The organism is Pseudomonas sp. LBUM1662 (assembly GCF_059695915.1).
The window spans coordinates 1351725-1370484 of sequence record NZ_CP166793.1 but is presented as its reverse complement, the minus strand read 5'-3'; the positions used below and the strand labels follow the sequence as shown (position 1 = coordinate 1370484).

Sequence of the window (18760 nt, the reverse complement as noted above, 5' to 3'; positions counted from 1 at the left end):
TTTGTGGGAGAAAGGACTCGCACATTCCACGGTAAAAGGGGCATTCGGCCATGCGCCAACATTCGGTCATCTACACGCCGAAACAGAGCGACTACCAAGAACTCACGCAAGTCTGGGAAGCCTCGGTGCGCGCCACCCATGACTTTCTGCCGGACAGCTATATTGAATTGCTGAAGAACCTGGTGCTGACCCGCTACCTCGACGCGGTGATGCTGATTTGCACCAAGGACTCGCGCCAGCGCATCACCGGGTTTGCCGGGGTGGCGGCGGGCAAGATCGAGATGCTCTTCATCGACCCGGCCCACCGTGGCCAGGGTTTGGGCAAGCAGTTGCTGCGTTACGCCATGGAACACCTGAACGCCGACGAGCTGGACGTCAACGAGCAGAACCCGCAAGCGCTGGGGTTTTACTTCAAGCTGGGGTTCGAGGTGATCGGCCGTTCGGAGGTTGATGGCATGGGGCAGCCGTATCCGCTGTTGCACATGCGGTTGCGCCAGGCGCAACAAAAGACACGTAATGGCTGACACTGCATGAAACCCTTGTGGGAGCGGGCTTGCTCGCGAATGCTATCTGTCAGCCGACATTGATGTCGGCTGACAGATAGCATTCGCGAGCAAGCCCGCTCCCACATTAAAAGCACCTGCGGCAAATGGAGCCGGGATTAACCGGCGCCACGCAGGTACAATGCCCACCCCTTTTTTGTTACGGCCCTGTCATGACTGACCCGATTCGTCTCTCCAAACGCCTCATCGAACTCGTCGGCTGTTCCCGTCGGGAGGCTGAGCTGTTCATCGAGGGCGGCTGGGTCACCGTGGACGGTGAAGTCATCGACGAGCCGCAATTCAAGGTCGACACCCAGAAAGTCGAGCTCGATCCAGAGGCCAAGGCCACTGCACCCGAGCCGGTGACCATCCTGCTGAACGTGCCCGTGGGCATGGACGCGGAAACGGCCATGGCAACCATCAGCGCCGAGACCCTGAGCGAAGAACACCGCTTCAGCAAACGCCCGCTCAAGGGCCACTTCCTGCGCCTGACCGCCAGCACCGATTTGCAGGCCAATGCCAGCGGTCTGCTGGTGTTCACCCAGGACTGGAAGATCTTGCGCAAGCTCACCGCCGATTCGGCCAAGATCGAACAAGAATATGTCGTCGAGGTAGAAGGCGACATGGTGGCGCACGGCCTCAACCGCCTGAACCACGGCCTCACCTACAAAGGAAAGGAACTGCCGCCGGTCAAGGCCAGCTGGCAGAACGAAAACCGCCTGCGTTTTGCGATGAAGAACCCGCAACCGGGCGTGATCGCCCTGTTTTGCCAGGCCGTTGGCCTGAAGGTCGTCGCCATCCGCCGCATCCGCATCGGCGGCGTGTCCATCGGCAAAGTGCCGTTGGGGCAATGGCGTTACCTGTCCGGCAAAGAGAAGTTCTAAGACTTTTCACGCCGCCACACATTTTGGCGCCGCTGTTTACGCGGCGCCCACTGCTGAATATCAGGATTGCACACCATGATTCATAACGACGTACTGCGCAGCGTGCGCTACATGCTCGACATCAGCGACAAGAAAGTCATCGAGATCATCAAGATCGGTGGCATGGACGTGTCCCTGGAAGACTTGCTGACCTACCTCGACAAGAAAGAGGAAGACGAGGAAGGCTTCGTACGCTGCCCGGACGAAGTCATGGCGCATTTCCTCGACGGTTTGGTGATCTTCAAGCGCGGCAAGGACGAAAGCCGTCCGCCGCAGCCGATCGAAGTGCCGGTGACCAACAACATCATTCTGAAGAAGCTGCGCGTGGCCTTCGAACTGAAAGAAGACGACATGCACGCCATCCTCAAGGCATCCGAGTTCCCGGTGTCCAAGCCTGAACTGAGTGCGCTGTTCCGCAAGTTCGGCCACACCAACTACCGCACCTGCGGCGACCAGTTGCTGCGCAACTTCCTCAAGGGCCTGACCCTGCGCGTTCGCCCGCAGTAACGTGTGAAACGTAGGCGCGGTGTAGGAGCTGTGTAGGAGCTGTCGAGTGAAACGAGGCTGCGATCTTTTGATCTTGTTTTTAAAAGATCAAAGTCAAAAGATCGCAGCCTCGTTTCACTCGACAGCTCCTACACAGCTCCTACAAGGCCGTATGGCCGCACATTCCTCGCAAAAATAGTGGCTCCGCTTCCGGCGGCTGACGACTAGGGTGTATTGACCCTCAGCTCTCAGGATTCGCCATGCACCCGTACTTTTCCCTGCAAGGCCGCACCGCTCTGGTGACCGGCGGCACCCGTGGTATCGGCAAAATGATCGCCAAGGCTTATGTCGAGGCCGGCGCTACCGTGTACGTCTGCGCCCGGGATGCCGAGGCCTGTCAGAAAACGGCTGATGAATTGAGCGCCTTCGGGACGTGCCACGGTGTGGCGGCCAATCTGGCCAATGAAGAAGGCGTATTGCAACTCGCCACGCGGCTGGGCGAACAGATTCCTCATCTGGATATTTTGGTGAACAACGCCGGCACCACATGGGGAGCACCGCTGGAAAGCTACCCGGTCAAGGGCTGGGAGAAGGTCATGCAGCTCAACGTGACCTCGGTGTTCAACTGCATCCAGCAGTTTTTGCCGCTGCTGCGCAAGGCCGGTTCAGAAGCTAATCCGGCGCGGATCATCAACATCGGCTCAGTGGCGGGGATTTCTTCCTTTGGCGAACAGGCCTATGCCTACGGGCCGAGCAAGGCTGCCCTGCATCAACTGTCGCGGATTCTCGCGCGGGAACTGGTGAGCCAGCACATCAACGTCAACGTGATTGCGCCGGGACGTTTTCCGAGCAAGATGACGCAACACATTGGCAATGATGAACAGGCGCTGGCGGAGGATACGGCGCTGATTCCGATGAAGCGCTGGGGCCGGGAGGAAGAGATGGCGGCGTTGGCGATCAGCCTCGCGAGTACGGCTGGGGCGTATATGACCGGGAATATTATTCCGCTGGATGGTGGGTTCAGTCTCTGAGATTGGTGGTGCGGCTATCGCGGGCAAGCCTCGCTCCTACAGGTTCTTTGGCTTACACATACTCCGTGTTCGCTCGATAACCCTGTAGGAGCGAGGCTTGCCCGCGAAGAGGCCCGCTCAGTCACCACCTGTCTTGAGGCCCGCCGGGTTATCATGCCCGCCCCATCCCGCCTCGACCCAAATCATGACCTACAGCGTTTCCCCCATCGGCTTCGTGCGCTCCTGTTTCAAGGAGAAGTTCGCCATTCCGCGCCAGCCGCAACTGGCCCCGGCCGCTCGCGGAGTGCTGGAACTGGTGGCGCCGTTCGACCAGGGCGATGCGGTGCAAGGTCTGGAGCAGGTCAGCCACGTCTGGTTGCTGTTCCTGTTCCATCAGGCCCTCGAAGAAAAGCCACGCCTGAAAGTCCGCCCTCCTCGTCTGGGCGGCAACAAATCCATGGGTGTGTTCGCCACCCGCGCGACGCATCGACCCAATGGCATCGGCCAATCCGTGGTGAAGCTGGACAAGGTTGAAGCCAGTCGGCTGTGGATATCGGGCATCGACCTGCTCGACGGGACGCCGATTCTCGACATCAAACCCTACGTGCCTTACGCGGACATCATCGACACGGCCTCCAATAGCATCGCCAGCGCCGCGCCACAGTTGATTCCCGTGGAGTGGACGGATTCGGCGCTGCAACAGGCTCATGGCCATGCTCAGCGCCTTGAAGAGCCGTTGGTGGCGTTGATCGAGCAATGCCTGGCACAAGACCCACGCCCGGCGTACCAGATTCCTACGCCGGAACGGGAATATGGCGCGCAGTTCTGGGACCTGGATGTGCGCTGGCATTACCCCGAGGCCGGCGTGATCCGCGTCCTCGAAGTCATCCCCGCCTCCAACCTGTAAGAGCTGTGTAGGAGCTATGTAGGAGCTGTCGAGTGAAACGAGGCTGCGATCTTTTGACTTTGATTTTGATTTTTAAAAAACAAGATCAAAAGATCGCAGCCTCGTTTCACTCGACAGCTCCTACACTGCTCCTACACAGCTCCTACGCAGTTCCCCGCAGGATTTGTGTCAGGCATAAAAAAGCCCCCATTGCCTGCACAGGCAATGGGGGCTTTTCAGTGAAGCGTTGTGCTTACTTCTCGACGAACGCACGCTCGATCAGGTAGTCACCCGGCTCGCGCATCCGCGGCGAAACTTTCAGGCCGAAGCTGTTCAACACTTCGCTGGTTTCGTCGAGCATGCTCGGGCTGCCGCACAGCATGGCGCGGTCGTCCTGCGGGTTGATCGGTGGCAGACCGATGTCGCTGAACAGCTTGCCGCTGCGCATCAGGTCGGTCAGGCGACCTTCGTTCTCGAACGGCTCGCGGGTCACGGTCGGGTAGTAGATCAACTTGTCACGCAGCGCCTCGCCGAAGAACTCGTTCTGCGGCAGGTGCTCGGTGATGAACTCGCGATAAGCGACTTCGTTGACGTAACGCACGCCGTGGCACAGGATCACTTTTTCGAAACGCTCGTAGGTTTCCGGGTCCTGGATGACGCTCATGAACGGCGCCAGACCGGTACCGGTGCTGAGCAGGTACAAATGTTTGCCAGGCTTCAAGTCATCCAGCACCAGCGTGCCGGTAGGCTTCTTGCTGATGATGATCTCGTCGCCTTCCTTCAGATGCTGAAGCTGGGAAGTCAACGGGCCATCAGGCACCTTGATGCTGAAGAACTCGAGATGCTCTTCCCAGTTCGGGCTGGCAATCGAGTACGCGCGCATGAGCGGCCGGCCGTTGGGCTGTTGCAGGCCGATCATCACGAACTGACCGTTCTCGAAGCGCAGGCCCGGATCGCGGGTGCACTTGAAGCTGAACAGAGTGTCGTTCCAGTGATGAACACTGAGGACACGCTCGTGGTTCATGTTGCTCATGTACGTGGGACTCCTGGAGATTTTGCCTGCGCCGCTGATGTGCGCAATTGCATCGCATTCTAATGGCAGCGACAATATCTGTTAAATGGATTATTAAGATAAGGGTTATCGGTTATATAGATATGCGATTTACTCTCCGTCAACTTCAAGTATTCGTCGCCGTCGCCCAGCAGGAAAGCGTATCCCGTGCTGCCTTGACGCTCAACCTCTCGCAATCGGCGGCGAGCACCTCGATCACCGAGCTAGAGCGTCAGTGCAGCTGCCAGCTGTTCGACCGCGCCGGCAAACGGCTGAGCCTCAACGCCCTCGGCAAACAGCTGTTGCCGCAAGCGGTGGCCCTGCTCGACCAGGCCAAGGAAATCGAAGACCTGCTGAACGGCAAGTCCGGCTTCGGCTCTTTGGCGGTCGGTGCGACCCTGACCATCGGCAATTACCTGGCCACCTTGCTGATCGGCAGCTTCATGCAGCGCCATCCGGAAAGCCAGGTGAAACTGCACGTGCAGAACACTGCCAACATCGTGCAGCAAGTCGCTCACTATGAAATTGATCTGGGTCTAATCGAAGGTGACTGCAGTCATCCGGACATCGAAGTGCAGAGCTGGGTCGAGGATGAGCTGGTGGTGTTCTGCGCGCCGCAGCATCCGCTGGCCAAACGCGGCATGGCGACCATGGAGGAGCTGAGTCACGAGGCGTGGATTTTGCGCGAGCAAGGCTCTGGCACGCGGCTCACCTTTGACCAGGCCATGCGTCACCATCGCAGCGCGCTGAATATCCGTCTGGAACTGGAACACACCGAAGCGATCAAGCGCGCCGTGGAATCAGGCCTGGGGATTGGCTGTATTTCGCGCCTGGCGCTGCGCGATGCGTTCCGCCGCGGCAGCCTGGTGCCGGTCGAGACACCGGATCTGGACCTGGCGCGGCAGTTCTATTTCATCTGGCACAAACAGAAATATCAGACATCGGCGATGCGCGAATTCCTCGACCTGTGCCGCGCCTTCACCGCCGGGGTTCAGCGCAGCGACGAGATCGTGCTGCCCAGCATCGCTTAAAGCAGAATCACCGCCCACACCAGCGCGATCATGCTCAACGCCACGAATTGAGCGGCGCTGCCCATGTCCTTGGCGTTCTTGGACAGTGGGTGCAATTCAAGGGAAATGCGGTCGATGGCCGCTTCTACGGCCGAATTGAGTAATTCGACGATCAACGCCAACAGGCAGACCGCGATCAGCAACGCCTGCTCGACACGGCTGACGTTCAGAAAGAACGACAGGGGAATCAGGATGACGTTGAGCAACACCAGTTGCCGAAAAGCCGCTTCGCCGGTGAAGGCTGCGCGCAGGCCGTCCAGCGAATAGCCGGAAGCGTTGAGGATGCGTTTGAGGCCGGTCTGGCCTTTGAATGGAGACATAGAGTTGGCAACTGACCAAAAAGGAATGGGAAAGCTAGATCAACCAAAGTCAAAAAAGCGTGAACAGGCCAACTCTTAGTGGCTCGAAATTGACTCAAGTTGTTGCAAGAGCAACGCAGCCTGGGTGCGAGTCCGCACATTCAGCTTACGAAATATAGCCGTAACATGCGCCTTGATCGTCGCTTCGGAAACGCTCAGCTCGTAAGCGATCTGCTTGTTCAGCAACCCTTCACAGACCATGGTCAGCACCCGGAACTGCTGCGGCGTCAGGCTTGCGAGGCCTTCGCTGGCGGCCTTGGCTTCAGCGGAAACGCTGACAGCTTCGAACGCCTGAGGCGGCCAGAACACATCGCCGTCGAGTACCGCACGCACAGCTTTCTGGATGACGCTCAGGTCACTGGACTTGGGAATGAAGCCGCTGGCGCCGAACTCGCGGGACTTCACCATGATCGTGGCCTCTTCCTGGGCCGACACCATCACCACCGGAATCTGCGGGTACTGACCGCGCAGCAGCACCAGCCCGGAAAAACCGTAGGCCCCCGGCATGTTGAGGTCCAGCAGCACCAGATCCCAGTCAGACTTTTCATCGAGTCGGGTTTCCAGCTCGGCAATGCTTGCCACTTCCACCAGACGGACATCCGGACCCAGGCCCAGGGTCAACGCTTGATGCAGGGCGCTTCGAAAAAGAGGGTGGTCATCGGCAATCAGGATTTCGTATGTGGCCATTTTTTAAATGATCCTGTTTTTCTAACAACTCAAGGTACAGCCACGGAGCTGCACCAACAGGGCACGTTCAACGCCAATTACGTGGCTATCACGTAAAGAATACGGCGTATCAAACTTTGGCCGCGCCCCAATCGGCGCCAAGCATGCCCAGCGAAACCGGGGTGGTCAAGGTGCATGGCCGGTACAGTTCTTTGCAGTATGGGCGACAATCAGCAGAGCACCGGGGCCGCGTTCTGCACGAAAGGCATCAGTTCGGCGTGGGCTGGCGTTGCAACGTTCATGTCCAACTGATGTTTGGCGTCCAGGTAATGCTGGCTGAACACGTCGAAATAAGCGTCCAGCGCCGACGCTGCGTCGGTATCGCCCGCAAGATCCAGACACAAAGCCGCCACCTCGGCGGTGCACAAATGCTCGCTGCGGGTCGACCGGCGCAGTCGATAGCGTGAAAGCTTTTCGGGCAGCAGGCTCAAAATCGGCAAGCGATCAAAATACGGGCTCTTGCGGAATATCTTCCGGGCCTCGGTCCAGGTCGCGTCGAGCAGAATGAACAGCGGGCGCTTGGCGCTATCGGCCTCGACGGTGTTCGTCACTCGTTCAGGCTCGACATATTCACCCGGGAAGACCAGATACGGCTGCCATTGCGGGTCGGCCAGCAACGCCAGCAACTGCGGATCCGTTTCCGTGCGTGACCAGATAAAGGCATGGTTGTCGCGCACCACGTCGGCGATCAGCCAACCGGTGTTGCTCGGTTTGAACACTTCTTTATTGGTCATGATCAGGCACACGCCAGAGCGGGCCTCGACCTGCGGGCGCCAGGCGCACAGGCAGTGACTCTCGATCACACGACAGGCACGGCACCGCGGTGCCCTCCAGCCACGGGCCTGAATCGGCTTGATGCCCTCCTCCTCTCGCTCGTCGCGCAAGCGGGCGACGGCGTTTGCAGCAAAGGGTGGAGTTACTGGGCTCATCGCAGGCAGCACCGGAGGGGAAAGAAAATCGACACGAAAAACACTCGGCAAGGCAGAAAGTGGCGGCAGTTTATCAGAGCGGCCGGCGCAAGCCTGTACCGTCCAGGCCTCGTCCCCTATAATTCGCCGCCACTGAACGCACAGTCATGTGACAGGTCGAACCACCAGTCACTGAACCAGGAGAGTTTCATGCTGCGCCTTATCGTTCCCACCGCTGCCCTTTTGCTGGCGTCGTCCTTCAGCGCTCAGGCTGCTTCCTTGAGTGAGCAGAATCTCAACCGAGAACTGCGAAACGTCGCCACACAAAGCAGTGTCGGTACTCCACGGGCGATCAACGAGGACATTCTTGATCAGGGCTACACCGTCGAAGGCAACACGCTGATCAACCATCTGAGCGTACAAAGCAGCCACGCCAACAAGATGCGTGCCGACCCCAAGGCCGTGTATTTCCAACTGGGCGCCTCTGTATGCAACAACCCATCGTTCCGCAAACTGATGGCCAAGGGCGCGGTCATGCGCTACGACTTCACTGAGGTGAAGACCAACCGCTCGGTCGGTTCGGCCAGCTATCAGGAATCGGATTGCCCGAAAGCGGCACCGGCCAAGAAGAAGTAATCATCGGGAATTGGCGCGCCGCTGTTCATCCTCGGCGCGCAGTTCGGCCACCAACGCCTGCAAATAGCGCGAACGCCGCTCGCCGCCCTCCAGACGCCGGCAGCACTCCTCTTCGAGACTCAAATGATTGGTCTCGGCGGATGATTTCAGCAATCGATACAGCTGCGTATCGATTTCCAGAATGACTCTGGCCATGGTGTCCAGCCTCCCTGCACCTCGCCCTGCTTGAGCGAAAAATCCTTGAACCGCTTGGACTGTGCGTCCTGCCTTTGACGCAAAGTTGTCGTGTCACGCCTGTAACTTAGTAAATCAGAGCGCCGGGCCTGCGGCACGCGTTCGGACGAACGGTGAATCCACCTTGCAAATCGTCAATAAGCGGTTGCCAGGAAAGACTTTGCGGCGCAATGATCAAGGCAGCGAGAATCTCTGCAAGGGTCTAGATTCAGAGTGTTCACGATCACTTTTCTGGGCAGGAAAGGGGCTGCCCGTCGCGTGTTTTGTTGTGCGAACGTTTCTTTCATCCAAGGGAAAAACAGAGCCTGTATGGACGACTCGAACCGAGTCGGGTGGAGCGCCCAGGCATGGGCTTGGGCTGACAGCGACACATGAGGTGTCGCGGCGCTGACGACTGTTTCGTCGGTGCCAAGGGTTCTGTGCAGAAGGAGTAGTTGAATGCCTTACCAACCGAATGACCTCCTGAGCCGTCATTTCGAAGAAAGCGGCCACGACCTCATCAGCAAGGTCGAAGAGCAACTCAACCTGGTTTCACCCAACAGTCCGAACATCCCGATTTACCGCGACATGATCCTGACCGTGCTGCGCATGGCCCAGGAAGATCACAATCGCTGGAATGCCAAGATCACCCTTCAAGCCCTGCGTGAACTGGAGCATGCCTTCCGCGTACTCGAGCAGTTCAGGGGCCGACGCAAGGTCACGGTTTTCGGCTCGGCGCGCACGCCGATCGAACACCCGCTGTATGGCCTGGCCCGGGAACTTGGCGCCGCACTGGCGCGTTCGGACCTGATGGTCATCACCGGTGCCGGTGGCGGCATCATGGCGGCGGCCCATGAAGGTGCCGGCCTGGAACACAGTCTGGGGTTCAATATCACCCTGCCCTTCGAGCAGCATGCCAATCCCACCGTCCAGGGCACGGGCAACCTGCTGCCCTTCCACTTCTTCTTTACCCGCAAGCTGTTCTTTGTCAAAGAGGCCGATGCGCTGGTCCTGTGTCCAGGCGGTTTCGGCACCCTGGATGAAGCGCTCGAAGTGCTGACGTTGATTCAGACCGGCAAAAGCCCGCTGGTGCCGGTGGTGCTGCTGGACGCGCCGGGCGGCAAATTCTGGCAAGGCGCGCTGGACTTCATTCACCATCAACTGGAGGAAAACCGCTACATCCTGCCGACCGATATGAAGCTCGTGAGCCTGGTCTACAGCGCCGAAGAAGCGGTGGAGCAGATCAATCAGTTCTATGGCAACTTCCACTCCAGTCGCTGGCTCAAGCATCAGTTCGTGATCCGCATGAACCACAAGCTCAGCGACCAGGCGCTCGAACACATGCAGGAAACGTTCGCCGACCTGTGCCTGAGCGATCACTTTCATCAGCATGCCTATAGCGGCGAGGAGCACGATGACGCGCAGTTCAGCCATCTGGCGCGTCTGGCCTTCAACTTCAACGCCAGGGATCATGGGCGCCTGCGGGAGCTGGTGGACTACATCAACCTGCCGGAAAACTGGGCCCATTCCAAACCCCAGGCGCAACAGCGCACGCGAGAGCCGTCCAAGGTGACGTGAGGCAAAACCGAGGCAAAAAAAAACGGCCCGCTATCGAAATAGCGGGCCGTTCTTATTCAATCATCCATTCCCCGACCGCTGAACAAGCGGCCGATCATTTCCATGGAGTATCCCCGATAACTAAGGAAACGCCCTTGCTTGGCGCGTTCCCGGGCGTCTATCGGCAGATGCCCGGCAAATTTGCGTCGCCAGGTCTCTTCCAGTTGCTCCTGCCAGTTGATACCGCTCTCGCGCAAGGCGAGTTCGATGTCGTTACGTTGCAGGCCGCGCTGGCTCAGTTCTTCGCGAATACGCAAAGGGCCGTAGCCGGAGCGAGAACGGTAGGAAACGAAGCTTTCGAGGTAACGGGATTCAGACAGCAACCCCTCTTCCGTCAACCGGTCGAGTGCGGTGTCGATCATTTCAGGGAGGGCGCCGCGCTGACGCAGTTTACGCGTCAGCTCGACTCGACCGTGCTCGCGTCGTGCGAGCAGGTCCATGGCGGTTCGCCGCACCGCGACGAGTGTATCGAGTACGGCGGTCATCGGATCAATCAGATATCAGCGTCAGCCAGGTCATCAGCCGTCTCTTTGACTGGCGATGCTTTGACGTCCGGCGCTGGAGTCAGCAACTTGTCACGCAGTTGCTTCTCGAGCTTGGCGGCAATTTCCGGATTGTCTGCCAGGAACTTGGCCGAGTTGGCCTTGCCCTGACCGATCTTGGTGCCTTCATAGGCATACCAGGCGCCAGACTTCTCAACGAAACCGTGCAGCACGCCCAGGTCGATCATCTCGCCGTTGAGGTAGATGCCCTTGCCGTAAAGAATCTGGAACTCGGCCTGACGGAACGGCGAAGCCACCTTGTTCTTGACGACTTTGACGCGGGTTTCGCTGCCGACGACTTCATCACCTTCTTTCACCGCGCCAGTACGACGGATGTCCAGACGAACCGAAGCGTAAAACTTCAGCGCGTTACCACCGGTGGTGGTTTCCGGGCTGCCGAACATCACGCCGATTTTCATGCGGATCTGGTTGATGAAGATCACCAGGCAGTTGGCGTTCTTGATGTTACCGGTGATTTTACGCAGCGCCTGGGACATCAGACGGGCTTGCAGGCCCACGTGCATGTCACCCATTTCGCCTTCAATTTCAGCCTTCGGAACCAGCGCGGCCACGGAGTCGACGATGATCACGTCAACCGCGTTGGAACGCACCAGCATGTCGGTGATTTCCAGGGCCTGCTCGCCGGTGTCCGGCTGGGAAACCAGCAGGTCGTCGACGTTGACGCCCAGTTTGCCGGCGTATTCAGGGTCGAGGGCGTGTTCGGCGTCGACGAATGCGCAGGTCGCGCCGGCTTTTTGAGCCTGAGCGATCACCGACAACGTCAGCGTGGTTTTACCGGAGGATTCAGGACCGTAGATTTCAACGATACGGCCTTTTGGCAGACCGCCAATGCCGAGCGCGATGTCCAGACCCAGAGAGCCAGTGGAGATAGCCGGGATCGCCTGACGGTCCTGATCGCCCATACGCATTACGGCACCCTTGCCGAATTGACGTTCGATCTGACCCAGGGCCGCAGCCAAGGCTTTCTTCTTGTTGTCGTCCATTAAAGTCCTCACGTAATCAATAAGGCCTGACGGCCAACACCTGTATAAGTAGCCAGTATTATTCCACAGCGTTTCAGGATCGCCTACCCCTGATTTGAGATTTCTCCGGCGGCATGGCGCAGCAGCCCCTCTAGCGCGGCCTTAACCGTTTGTCGGCGGACCTCATCGCGGTTACCGGCGAAGTGCTGCACCTCGCTGAACACCTGCTCACCGACGCCCCAGGCCAGCCAGACCGTGCCGACCGGTTTGTTCGGCGAACCGCCATCCGGGCCGGCTACGCCGCTGACCGCCACGGCAAAATGCGCCTGGCTTTTTTCCTGTGCGCCGCGAACCATCGCCTCGACCACCTCGCGACTGACCGCGCCTACCGCAGGGAACAATTCGGGAGAAACGTTCAACTGCTCGGTTTTCTGCCGGTTGGAATACGTCACATAACCGGCCTCGAACCACGCCGAACTCCCGGGAATGCGAGTGATCGCCTCCGAGATCCCACCGCCGGTACACGACTCGGCAGCGGTGACGTGCGCATTGAGAACCTGCAAGCGCCTGCCAAGTTCAGCGGCCAGTTGAGTGATTTCTTTCACGGTCATCTCCTGAGCGAGCGGAATGAGCACTACCGTACACGAGCGGATTGCGCTTGCAAGGCGCAGGATCGATCAAAATGTTAGCGAACAATGGCTCTGATATAGGCCTGACAAGCCTGCAAGGCAATCAGTCCGCTGTCGCCGGCGTCGGTGATGGCGATAATTCGTTGAGCATGCGCCGGGTCAAGTCGGGCTCGCGCCGCTCCATGATCCACGCCGCCGGCGCCGGAGGTGGCTTGCATTGAACAGCCTGAGGCAGCGTCATTGGTATCGAGGAGGACTGACAAGCGCACATCAGCAGTGGCAAGACGATCGCGCAGGCGACCTTGATCACGTTGGGCATCGCTAAGCGCTCGGAAATGGGTTTGTTCGCTGGCTGACAGGCGTTGCTCCAGCGCCAGGCGCTTGTCCTGTTCGGCCTGTTGTTGCGTTGCGGCGGCCAGCGTCAGCTGGTTCAGTGCCTCTGCGTGCAACCTGGTCTGATCCGCGAGTTGTCGGCCATAACGCCAATCCTGAAATTGCCAGGTCAGCGCGGCTGAGCCAGCGGCCAACACCGCCAGTAACAAAACAAGGCCAATTGCCCGGTAAGAAACCGGGATCACACCGAAGGCTGGCATAACACCGCCCTCGCCCGCGCCCAGAGTTGCAGGCGATCTTGCAAACCGTTCAGGCCACCGTTGATACGGCGGGTGATGCTGTTGAACTGATCGCGGTCGGCCAGTTCGTTCAGTCCGTTCTCTTGCCAGAACCAGGCGGCTGACTCGGCGGCCCATTGAGGCTTTTCCAGCAATTCCGGCAAAAACAACAAACGATCATCGCCGAACAGTCCGAGACTGCATTGGCGGTAATTGTCGCGACCGGTGATCTGGATCAGGCCTCGTCCGCGATACTTTTGGCCGTCGCCGTCGAGCGCTGGTGTGTTACCCAAACGGGCGGCCAGGGCGCCTGTGTCGTACTTGCTCAAATACTGATCACTGCCGAGTTCACGCACGTACTGCAATTGTCCCGACTCGTGCCCGACTTGTGCCAGAAATGCGGCGATGCGTTTGGGGGTGTTGATGTTGAAACGAAGCATGGCTTTGTTGAGAGCGGAAATGAAAACGCCCGCTTGGGAGCGGGCGTTTGGCAAGATCTTCAGCAATTGCCCTTCAGTTAGCGGCATGACACGTCCTCGACTTACTGTTTGATTGAATCGAAAAAGTGAGAGCAGTTTTTGTGTCAGTGCCTTGAGCGAGCGGCACGCTACACCACTGCGCAGCCCAAGGCTCTTCACTCAAAGCCCTATTCAAGCACCGGATGATGCTTTTGGCGGGGCTGGCTTCCTGACTCTCTTCTTTCTAGCAGGGGGCGCTTGTTCTTCGACCATCAAAACTGGCCGGTTGGCCATCGAGGGGAAGCCTTGCGTTGCCGGCCAGTTTCGCAATGCAAGTCGATAGCCCTGCAATGTTTCATACCCTGACGTTGACAGTGTGGTTTCGAGGCCTGCCTCTAACTGATCCCGATGACGCGCGACGATTGCGTCTGTCTCAAAGAGTCGGACATCACGCCATGTCCGCTCAACGACTGCCGCGAATTCAGATGCTCGATCAGGGGAGTCCTCAAGCATCGGTAAGCCATCAACGTCTGCCACGATCCGGCAGTTTCGCTGCTCTCCTGCCAGCAACAGGTCGCGATGTTCGCTGGAGATTTCAACGGCATCTTGTGGCAATACAGTGTTGATTCGTGAATCAAAGAAACCTCTTGCTGAACTGCTCCAATATATTTTCATAACGAATTATTTCCCAAACGCAATAAAGTTTCCGCCTAGCGACGGACTGGACCCTCGGGATACAAATGAACCCTGGGTATAAGGTGAAGCCGCCACATAGCCAATAGAACCAGAACCCGCGGTGTAACCGTTGCAAACAACGACCGACATAAAAGCGCTGTTAAAACTTACCGGCAATGTAGTAATCACATCTGTCGTCAAGCTATTGACAAACCCCCACTGAATGACGAACCCTCCCATCCATGATGGAAATGCCAAATATCCGATAAGCCCATTGTAATTGGTCGACAGAGTAAAACCCGACTTCAGCTTCTTCGGCGTTATCGCAGTAGCGTCATCAGTTCCGGTATTGACTTGAGCCTGAGTCGCTAATTTCAAGACACCCGAGATCAACTCGGAAGCAGAGCCTGGCACCTTATCGGATATTAATTTTGAGATGGCTTGCTTCAACTGACTGTCATCACCCTCCGATGGTGTTAACGCTCCGGCTCTAATGACTGTCAAAATCTCTTCAGTCACCGAGTTACCCCAACTCGCCGGAATCAATGATCCCGGCGTCCCGGTCAGAGGGTTTTCGTCGACAAACTTTCCATTCACCAGGCCTGCGCTGGGAATACTATTTGGGTAATCCATTATTTACTCCATCGAGTTTCGAATCGTCATAACAATGCCGACATTAAGAACGCAGAAATGAAAACGCCCGCTTGAGGGCGGGCGTTGAAGTGGACGGGGCGGAGCTGATGTTGTTTCTCGTTTTTTCCTTGAAGTCCTTATACCGTTCATCATCTATTGAAACGGCACCCTGATTTGGCCAGAAACGCGTATCTTGCACAGATGAAAACTCCGCAATAATGACCTTCCGTTCCTCACTGTCGAATTGAACATTGATCACATCCATAATAAATTCCTTATCAACTGAATGAATAACTGCCGATATACACTTCGAAAACCGGAGCCGCAGAATCACTTTGGCAAGTTATGTTAATCGTTTGTGGCGCAATCACAGGCATTGAGTAGTTGCTACCTAACGACCCACCCGAATCGAGCTTAATAGAAGCGATCTGCTGCCCTAATCCGCCGTTTGTGCTCAAAACCAAATTAAAGAATGACAAAGCGTTAGTGCCGTTAAGCAATATCATTTCCCCATTGATTTCAAATGCATTTGGAGGGACAACTCCCGCGATTGACAAGGGTGACGCATTCAGCAGAACCGTTCCCCTGAAGGCTTGGAAAAGCGGTATGAAAACTTTCCGCCCCCGCTGCGCACCAACTTTCAACTTCCCTGACGCGTCAGTTGCCCAGACGCTGATTAACGCCGAAGCGTCATAACCATTCGGCATTTTGCCGCCGCCGTACACACCAGGTGCAATCGTCGATGTACTGTTTACAGCAAGAATATTCTGTTCTCCGGTGACGGAATTATAGATAGCGTAAAGCGCAACATAACCATTGACAGGTGCAGGCCCTACATCCATCCCTCCCGCACCGGTAGTGGCGAGGTTGATAACCTTGCTGAAGTTCTGCAACCGACAGCCCACACCACTCAGTGCCGATTGAACGCTCAACTCATCAGCCTTGAAGATTCCAGTCAGTGAGGCAACGGTAATCGAGAAACTCGCATTCCCCAGCAATCCGGAAAGGGTTCCGGAGCGCTTCGAAGCGTCACTCATCAATTTTTTAATCGCTTCCAACAGCTGCTTGTTATTGCCTTCCGTGGCCGGAAGATTTGCCGCACCAATTACACCCAGTATTTCTTCAGTCACCCCATTCCCCCAACTCGCCGGAATCAACGACCCCGGCGTCCCGGCGAGCGGGTCTTCATCGACAAACTTCCCATTCACCAACCCGGCGCTGGGCACACTGTTCGGATAATCCATCTCACCATTCCTTAGTCATAATTGATGTGCACCTTGGTGTGCGCTGGTGCACTGCGGTGGATCAGGCATTCCAGCGCCGAGCCCGGGTTCATACCAAAACGTTCACCCCAGTAACTGGCACCGAAACGTCGGCCCAGCAGCAAACGTCCACCGGTATTGAGCGTCCACATGAACTGCGCCTGCCAAGTGCCGAAATGCGCCGCGCCGAATCGCGCGCGGCCCATTCGCGGGGCTTCGTGTTCGGTGATGGTGGCGTTCGGGTAGCCCTGAGTGCGGGCGATTTCGATGTAGTAGCTGACGGCCTGACTGCCGACCGCGAGCAGTCGACGGCGCACGGCAAGGCGTCGGTCGTCGAACAGCGGCGTGGCCCCCAGACACGGGTCGGGCAGGCTCATCACTCGCTCCCAGTCCGGCACCAGTTCGCTGACCCCTGCCGGGTCCATTTCGTTTAGCAGGTCGGCGGCGCGGGCGTCGAGGCGAGCCAGCTCCTGAGCGATGTCTTTGAGGACCTCTTCAAGTTCCGGCACCCGCTCTGGATCCCAGGCCGGGCCGCTGGGCAGCAAACTGCGCAGTTGCGCCTGGTACTGCGCGGCGGTTCTGATCACTGCCATACGCAGCCCCCGAAAATCAGTAACTGGTTGACGGCGGCTTGCACATTGGCCGACGGACTGGCCAGTACGTGATCACTTTCACCCGTCGCGCTGCTGATCGCTTCACGGATGTGGCTGATCAGCAAGGTGTCGCCCAGGCCGGCTTCGCGGTTGTGCAGGTCGCGCAGTTGCGCCTCGACAGCGGCGCGGACAGCGCTGGTATCGGGCGTCAGACTCAGTTGATAGGCGACTGGCTTTTGTACCGGTGGCAACACGTGCAACTCGGCGGTAACCGGGCGCAGGGGTTCGATGTAGGCCAGGACTTCAGCCAGTTGCGCGGGGGTGGGCAAGGGTTGTGGATCGTCATCGCGCATGATGAACAGGCCAACGGTGCCAGGGCCCAGGTAACTGCCGCGACACCAGGCGCGGGTCACCCCGGGAAATTCCAGCGCCCAGGTTTCGTAATCTTGCGCCGAGCCACCATGGGGGATGATGCGGTAGGAACTGATCACTCGGGACCGCAGGGATTCGAGACTTTCCCGAGCGACCCCACCGATCAATCCCGGTGCCTCAACAGTGAAGCTGCTGCCGACAATGCCCAGAATCGGCTGCACCGGAATCAGCGTCAGGCCGGCGTCGGCATTGCCCAGGCTGCCAGCGTCGAGCGCTGCGATGGTCGTGTTGTTGAGGCCATTGCGGGTGGTGCGTGAAGCGGTGACTTTATACGTGCGACCGTCGCTCGTTTGCAGCAACGTGTCGACGTCCAGCACGGCACCGGCGCTGGCGGTAAAACTGACGCTGCCCGTCGCCGCTTGAGCCGCTTTACGCGGCTGATTCAGGCGCAGTGCGGCGATCCGTTCCAGCGTCGACTCATCGGCTTTGTCTGGCAGAATCTGCTCGGCGATCCAGTCAAGGTAGCCATACAGACCATAAGCCGCGCCGCCGAGTGTTCGGGCCAGCACTTGCGCATCGGACTGGCGCAGCGAATCGCTGGCCAGGTCGCTTTGGGCGCGTTTGATCAGCACCGGCAGCGAAGGGGTTTCAAACGGCATAGATCACCTGCCAACTGTTATCAGGGTTGATGTCCAGGCGTTCGCCGTCGGCCAGGGTCAGGACCGTGCGCAGGTTCAGGCGCTGGGCGTCGAGGCGTTCGCTGATGATGTCGATAGCGCTGCAATGGCCGTCATCGAGCAGCCATTGCAAGGCTTCACGGGCATAGAACTCGGCGTCCATTTGGGTCTGACGGGTCAACTTGACCCGGCGCAGCAGCCACAGCCGCGAGCCGATCCGGTCGTCCGCCACTGTCGGAAAGGTGTCGCCCCACCAGCCGAAACGTTCCTCATCATCGAGGGCATCGTCATCGGCGGCGCGGCGCCAGGTGAACAGACTGATCAGCACTGAACGGGTCAGCGCGGTGTGGAGGGTCTGGCTGATGAACATCACTGCCCTCCTGCCGGCACACCGGTCTGGCCGTTGCCCGCCTGTACGCCCACGTGAACGTGTTTGATCTGGCTGATGCCGCCGGCAATCTGATCGCCGGTAGAAACGAGCTTTCCGGTCTGATTGATCACCGGCGTATCGAAGTTCACGGCTGTGCTGGCGCGGATGTTCAGGGTCGCGGTTTCGATGTCGATGACCCGTCCGCGCTTGAAGTGAATCTTGTCGCCCTCGTCGGTGTAGATCGCCACTTCGCCCTGGGCAAGTGCCTTAAGGCGATAGCGACGGTCCGCGACCACCAACACGATGGCGTGGGAACGGTCACCGCCCAGAAACGTAGCAATACCTTCGGCGCCGGCCAGTGGATTGCTAGTGAAACCGTAGGGTTCGAAGTGCTCCATGTCGTCGTTCACTTCGCCGGCGGTGAGGCGCATTTGCAGCGATTGAAGCTTGGTGGCCGAGTTGGCGAGCACGACAGTGCCGCGCGCCAGGAGGCGTGTCAGTAGGCTCATTGGGTTTCCTCAGGAGTCG

The 18760-nt window shown here is 58.2% G+C and carries 26 protein-coding genes and 1 pseudogene; 8 read left to right on the top strand and 19 right to left on the bottom strand.

The window, feature by feature from the left end; translation table 11 throughout:
* Positions 1–50 precede the first annotated feature (50 nt).
* The 5 genes from ACA049_RS06055 to tsaA all read left to right on the top strand — a co-directional run bounded on the left by ACA049_RS06055 (position 51) and on the right by tsaA (position 3868).
* On the top strand, positions 51–524 hold the full coding sequence (locus ACA049_RS06055) for an acetyltransferase (RefSeq protein ID WP_497333887.1): 474 nt from the start codon (positions 51–53) through the stop codon (positions 522–524).
* A 191-nt stretch (positions 525–715) separates the two neighbouring features.
* Positions 716–1426 (top strand): rRNA pseudouridine synthase, encoded by a 711-nt coding sequence (locus ACA049_RS06050; protein WP_010462687.1) that lies wholly within the window; start codon positions 716–718, stop codon positions 1424–1426.
* Between the two features lie 75 nt (positions 1427–1501).
* Positions 1502–1972: a YehS family protein gene (locus ACA049_RS06045; protein WP_497333885.1), complete on the top strand. Its 471-nt coding sequence runs from the start codon at positions 1502–1504 to the stop codon at positions 1970–1972.
* A gap of 239 nt (positions 1973–2211) precedes the next feature.
* Positions 2212–2982 (top strand): SDR family oxidoreductase, encoded by a 771-nt coding sequence (locus ACA049_RS06040; RefSeq protein WP_497333883.1) that lies wholly within the window; start codon positions 2212–2214, stop codon positions 2980–2982.
* 184 nt (positions 2983–3166) lie between these two features.
* On the top strand, positions 3167–3868 hold the full coding sequence (tsaA, locus tag ACA049_RS06035; RefSeq protein WP_497333881.1) for a tRNA (N6-threonylcarbamoyladenosine(37)-N6)-methyltransferase TrmO: 702 nt from the start codon (positions 3167–3169) through the stop codon (positions 3866–3868).
* A 232-nt stretch (positions 3869–4100) separates the two neighbouring features.
* On the opposite strand, the gene fpr is transcribed toward tsaA, so the two are convergent.
* Positions 4101–4880 (bottom strand): ferredoxin-NADP reductase, encoded by a 780-nt coding sequence (fpr, locus tag ACA049_RS06030; protein WP_003443014.1) that lies wholly within the window; start codon positions 4878–4880, stop codon positions 4101–4103.
* A gap of 122 nt (positions 4881–5002) precedes the next feature.
* Between fpr and ACA049_RS06025 the strand changes: the two genes are divergently transcribed.
* Positions 5003–5929, top strand: coding sequence for a LysR family transcriptional regulator (locus ACA049_RS06025; RefSeq protein WP_497333879.1), 927 nt, complete (start codon positions 5003–5005; stop codon positions 5927–5929).
* On the opposite strand, the gene ACA049_RS06020 is transcribed toward ACA049_RS06025, so the two are convergent.
* The 3 genes from ACA049_RS06020 to ACA049_RS06010 all read right to left on the bottom strand — a co-directional run bounded on the left by ACA049_RS06020 (position 5926) and on the right by ACA049_RS06010 (position 7982).
* Positions 5926–6288: a diacylglycerol kinase gene (locus ACA049_RS06020; RefSeq protein ID WP_008010143.1), complete on the bottom strand. Its 363-nt coding sequence runs from the start codon at positions 6286–6288 to the stop codon at positions 5926–5928. The two genes, ACA049_RS06025 and ACA049_RS06020, sit on opposite strands and share 4 nt — an antisense overlap.
* 75 nt (positions 6289–6363) lie before the next feature.
* Complete coding sequence (gene erdR, locus ACA049_RS06015) at positions 6364–7014, bottom strand: response regulator transcription factor ErdR (protein ID WP_497333877.1); 651 nt, start codon at positions 7012–7014, stop codon at positions 6364–6366.
* 209 nt (positions 7015–7223) lie between these two features.
* On the bottom strand, positions 7224–7982 hold the full coding sequence (locus tag ACA049_RS06010; RefSeq protein WP_497333875.1) for a tRNA-uridine aminocarboxypropyltransferase: 759 nt from the start codon (positions 7980–7982) through the stop codon (positions 7224–7226).
* 189 nt (positions 7983–8171) lie between these two features.
* Between ACA049_RS06010 and ACA049_RS06005 the strand changes: the two genes are divergently transcribed.
* On the top strand, positions 8172–8597 hold the full coding sequence (locus ACA049_RS06005) for a PA3611 family quorum-sensing-regulated virulence factor (protein WP_497333873.1): 426 nt from the start codon (positions 8172–8174) through the stop codon (positions 8595–8597).
* On the opposite strand, the gene ACA049_RS06000 is transcribed toward ACA049_RS06005, so the two are convergent.
* Positions 8598–8792, bottom strand: coding sequence for a hypothetical protein (locus tag ACA049_RS06000; protein ID WP_094468832.1), 195 nt, complete (start codon positions 8790–8792; stop codon positions 8598–8600).
* Between the two features lie 477 nt (positions 8793–9269).
* Between ACA049_RS06000 and ACA049_RS05995 the strand changes: the two genes are divergently transcribed.
* Complete coding sequence (locus ACA049_RS05995) at positions 9270–10388, top strand: LOG family protein (protein ID WP_497333871.1); 1119 nt, start codon at positions 9270–9272, stop codon at positions 10386–10388.
* A 56-nt stretch (positions 10389–10444) separates the two neighbouring features.
* Here the strand turns inward: ACA049_RS05995 and recX are convergent, their stop codons facing one another.
* The 14 genes and pseudogenes from recX to ACA049_RS05925 all read right to left on the bottom strand — a co-directional run bounded on the left by recX (position 10445) and on the right by ACA049_RS05925 (position 18741).
* Entirely contained in the window at positions 10445–10912 is a 468-nt protein-coding gene (recX, locus tag ACA049_RS05990) for a recombination regulator RecX (protein WP_497333869.1), read from the bottom strand.
* Between the two features lie 8 nt (positions 10913–10920).
* Positions 10921–11973 carry a recombinase RecA gene (recA, locus tag ACA049_RS05985; protein ID WP_007907270.1) on the bottom strand — a complete coding sequence of 351 codons (1053 nt, stop codon included), beginning with the start codon at positions 11971–11973 and terminating at the stop codon, positions 10921–10923.
* A gap of 83 nt (positions 11974–12056) precedes the next feature.
* On the bottom strand, positions 12057–12557 hold the full coding sequence (locus ACA049_RS05980; RefSeq protein WP_438661965.1) for a CinA family protein: 501 nt from the start codon (positions 12555–12557) through the stop codon (positions 12057–12059).
* A gap of 80 nt (positions 12558–12637) precedes the next feature.
* On the bottom strand, positions 12638–13174 hold the full coding sequence (locus ACA049_RS05975; protein WP_497333867.1) for a lysis system spanin subunit: 537 nt from the start codon (positions 13172–13174) through the stop codon (positions 12638–12640).
* Positions 13156–13719 (bottom strand): glycoside hydrolase family 19 protein, encoded by a 564-nt coding sequence (locus ACA049_RS05970; protein ID WP_497333865.1) that lies wholly within the window; start codon positions 13717–13719, stop codon positions 13156–13158. The genes ACA049_RS05975 and ACA049_RS05970 overlap by 19 nt, the downstream gene beginning before the upstream one ends.
* A gap of 123 nt (positions 13720–13842) precedes the next feature.
* Entirely contained in the window at positions 13843–14325 is a 483-nt protein-coding gene (locus ACA049_RS05965; RefSeq protein ID WP_497333863.1) for a phage tail assembly chaperone, read from the bottom strand.
* A 6-nt stretch (positions 14326–14331) separates the two neighbouring features.
* Positions 14332–14565, bottom strand: a complete 234-nt coding sequence (locus tag ACA049_RS05960) for a gp53-like domain-containing protein (protein WP_497336781.1) — start codon at positions 14563–14565, stop codon at positions 14332–14334.
* 186 nt (positions 14566–14751) lie between these two features.
* Positions 14752–14958, bottom strand: a pseudogene (locus ACA049_RS05955) (phage tail protein); the annotation flags it as partial.
* Positions 14959–15001: 43 nt separating this feature from the next.
* Positions 15002–15223: a hypothetical protein gene (locus tag ACA049_RS05950; protein WP_497333861.1), complete on the bottom strand. Its 222-nt coding sequence runs from the start codon at positions 15221–15223 to the stop codon at positions 15002–15004.
* Positions 15224–15236: 13 nt separating this feature from the next.
* Positions 15237–16202: a hypothetical protein gene (locus ACA049_RS05945; RefSeq protein ID WP_497333859.1), complete on the bottom strand. Its 966-nt coding sequence runs from the start codon at positions 16200–16202 to the stop codon at positions 15237–15239.
* Positions 16203–16213: 11 nt separating this feature from the next.
* Entirely contained in the window at positions 16214–16813 is a 600-nt protein-coding gene (locus tag ACA049_RS05940) for a YmfQ family protein (RefSeq protein ID WP_497333857.1), read from the bottom strand.
* Positions 16804–17844, bottom strand: a complete 1041-nt coding sequence (locus tag ACA049_RS05935; protein ID WP_497333855.1) for a baseplate J/gp47 family protein — start codon at positions 17842–17844, stop codon at positions 16804–16806. Before ACA049_RS05935 ends, ACA049_RS05940 begins: the two co-directional genes overlap by 10 nt.
* Positions 17834–18232, bottom strand: coding sequence for a phage GP46 family protein (locus ACA049_RS05930; protein ID WP_497333853.1), 399 nt, complete (start codon positions 18230–18232; stop codon positions 17834–17836). Before ACA049_RS05930 ends, ACA049_RS05935 begins: the two co-directional genes overlap by 11 nt.
* Positions 18232–18741: a phage baseplate assembly protein V gene (locus tag ACA049_RS05925; protein ID WP_497333851.1), complete on the bottom strand. Its 510-nt coding sequence runs from the start codon at positions 18739–18741 to the stop codon at positions 18232–18234. Before ACA049_RS05925 ends, ACA049_RS05930 begins: the two co-directional genes overlap by 1 nt.
* Positions 18742–18760: the final 19 nt, after the last annotated feature.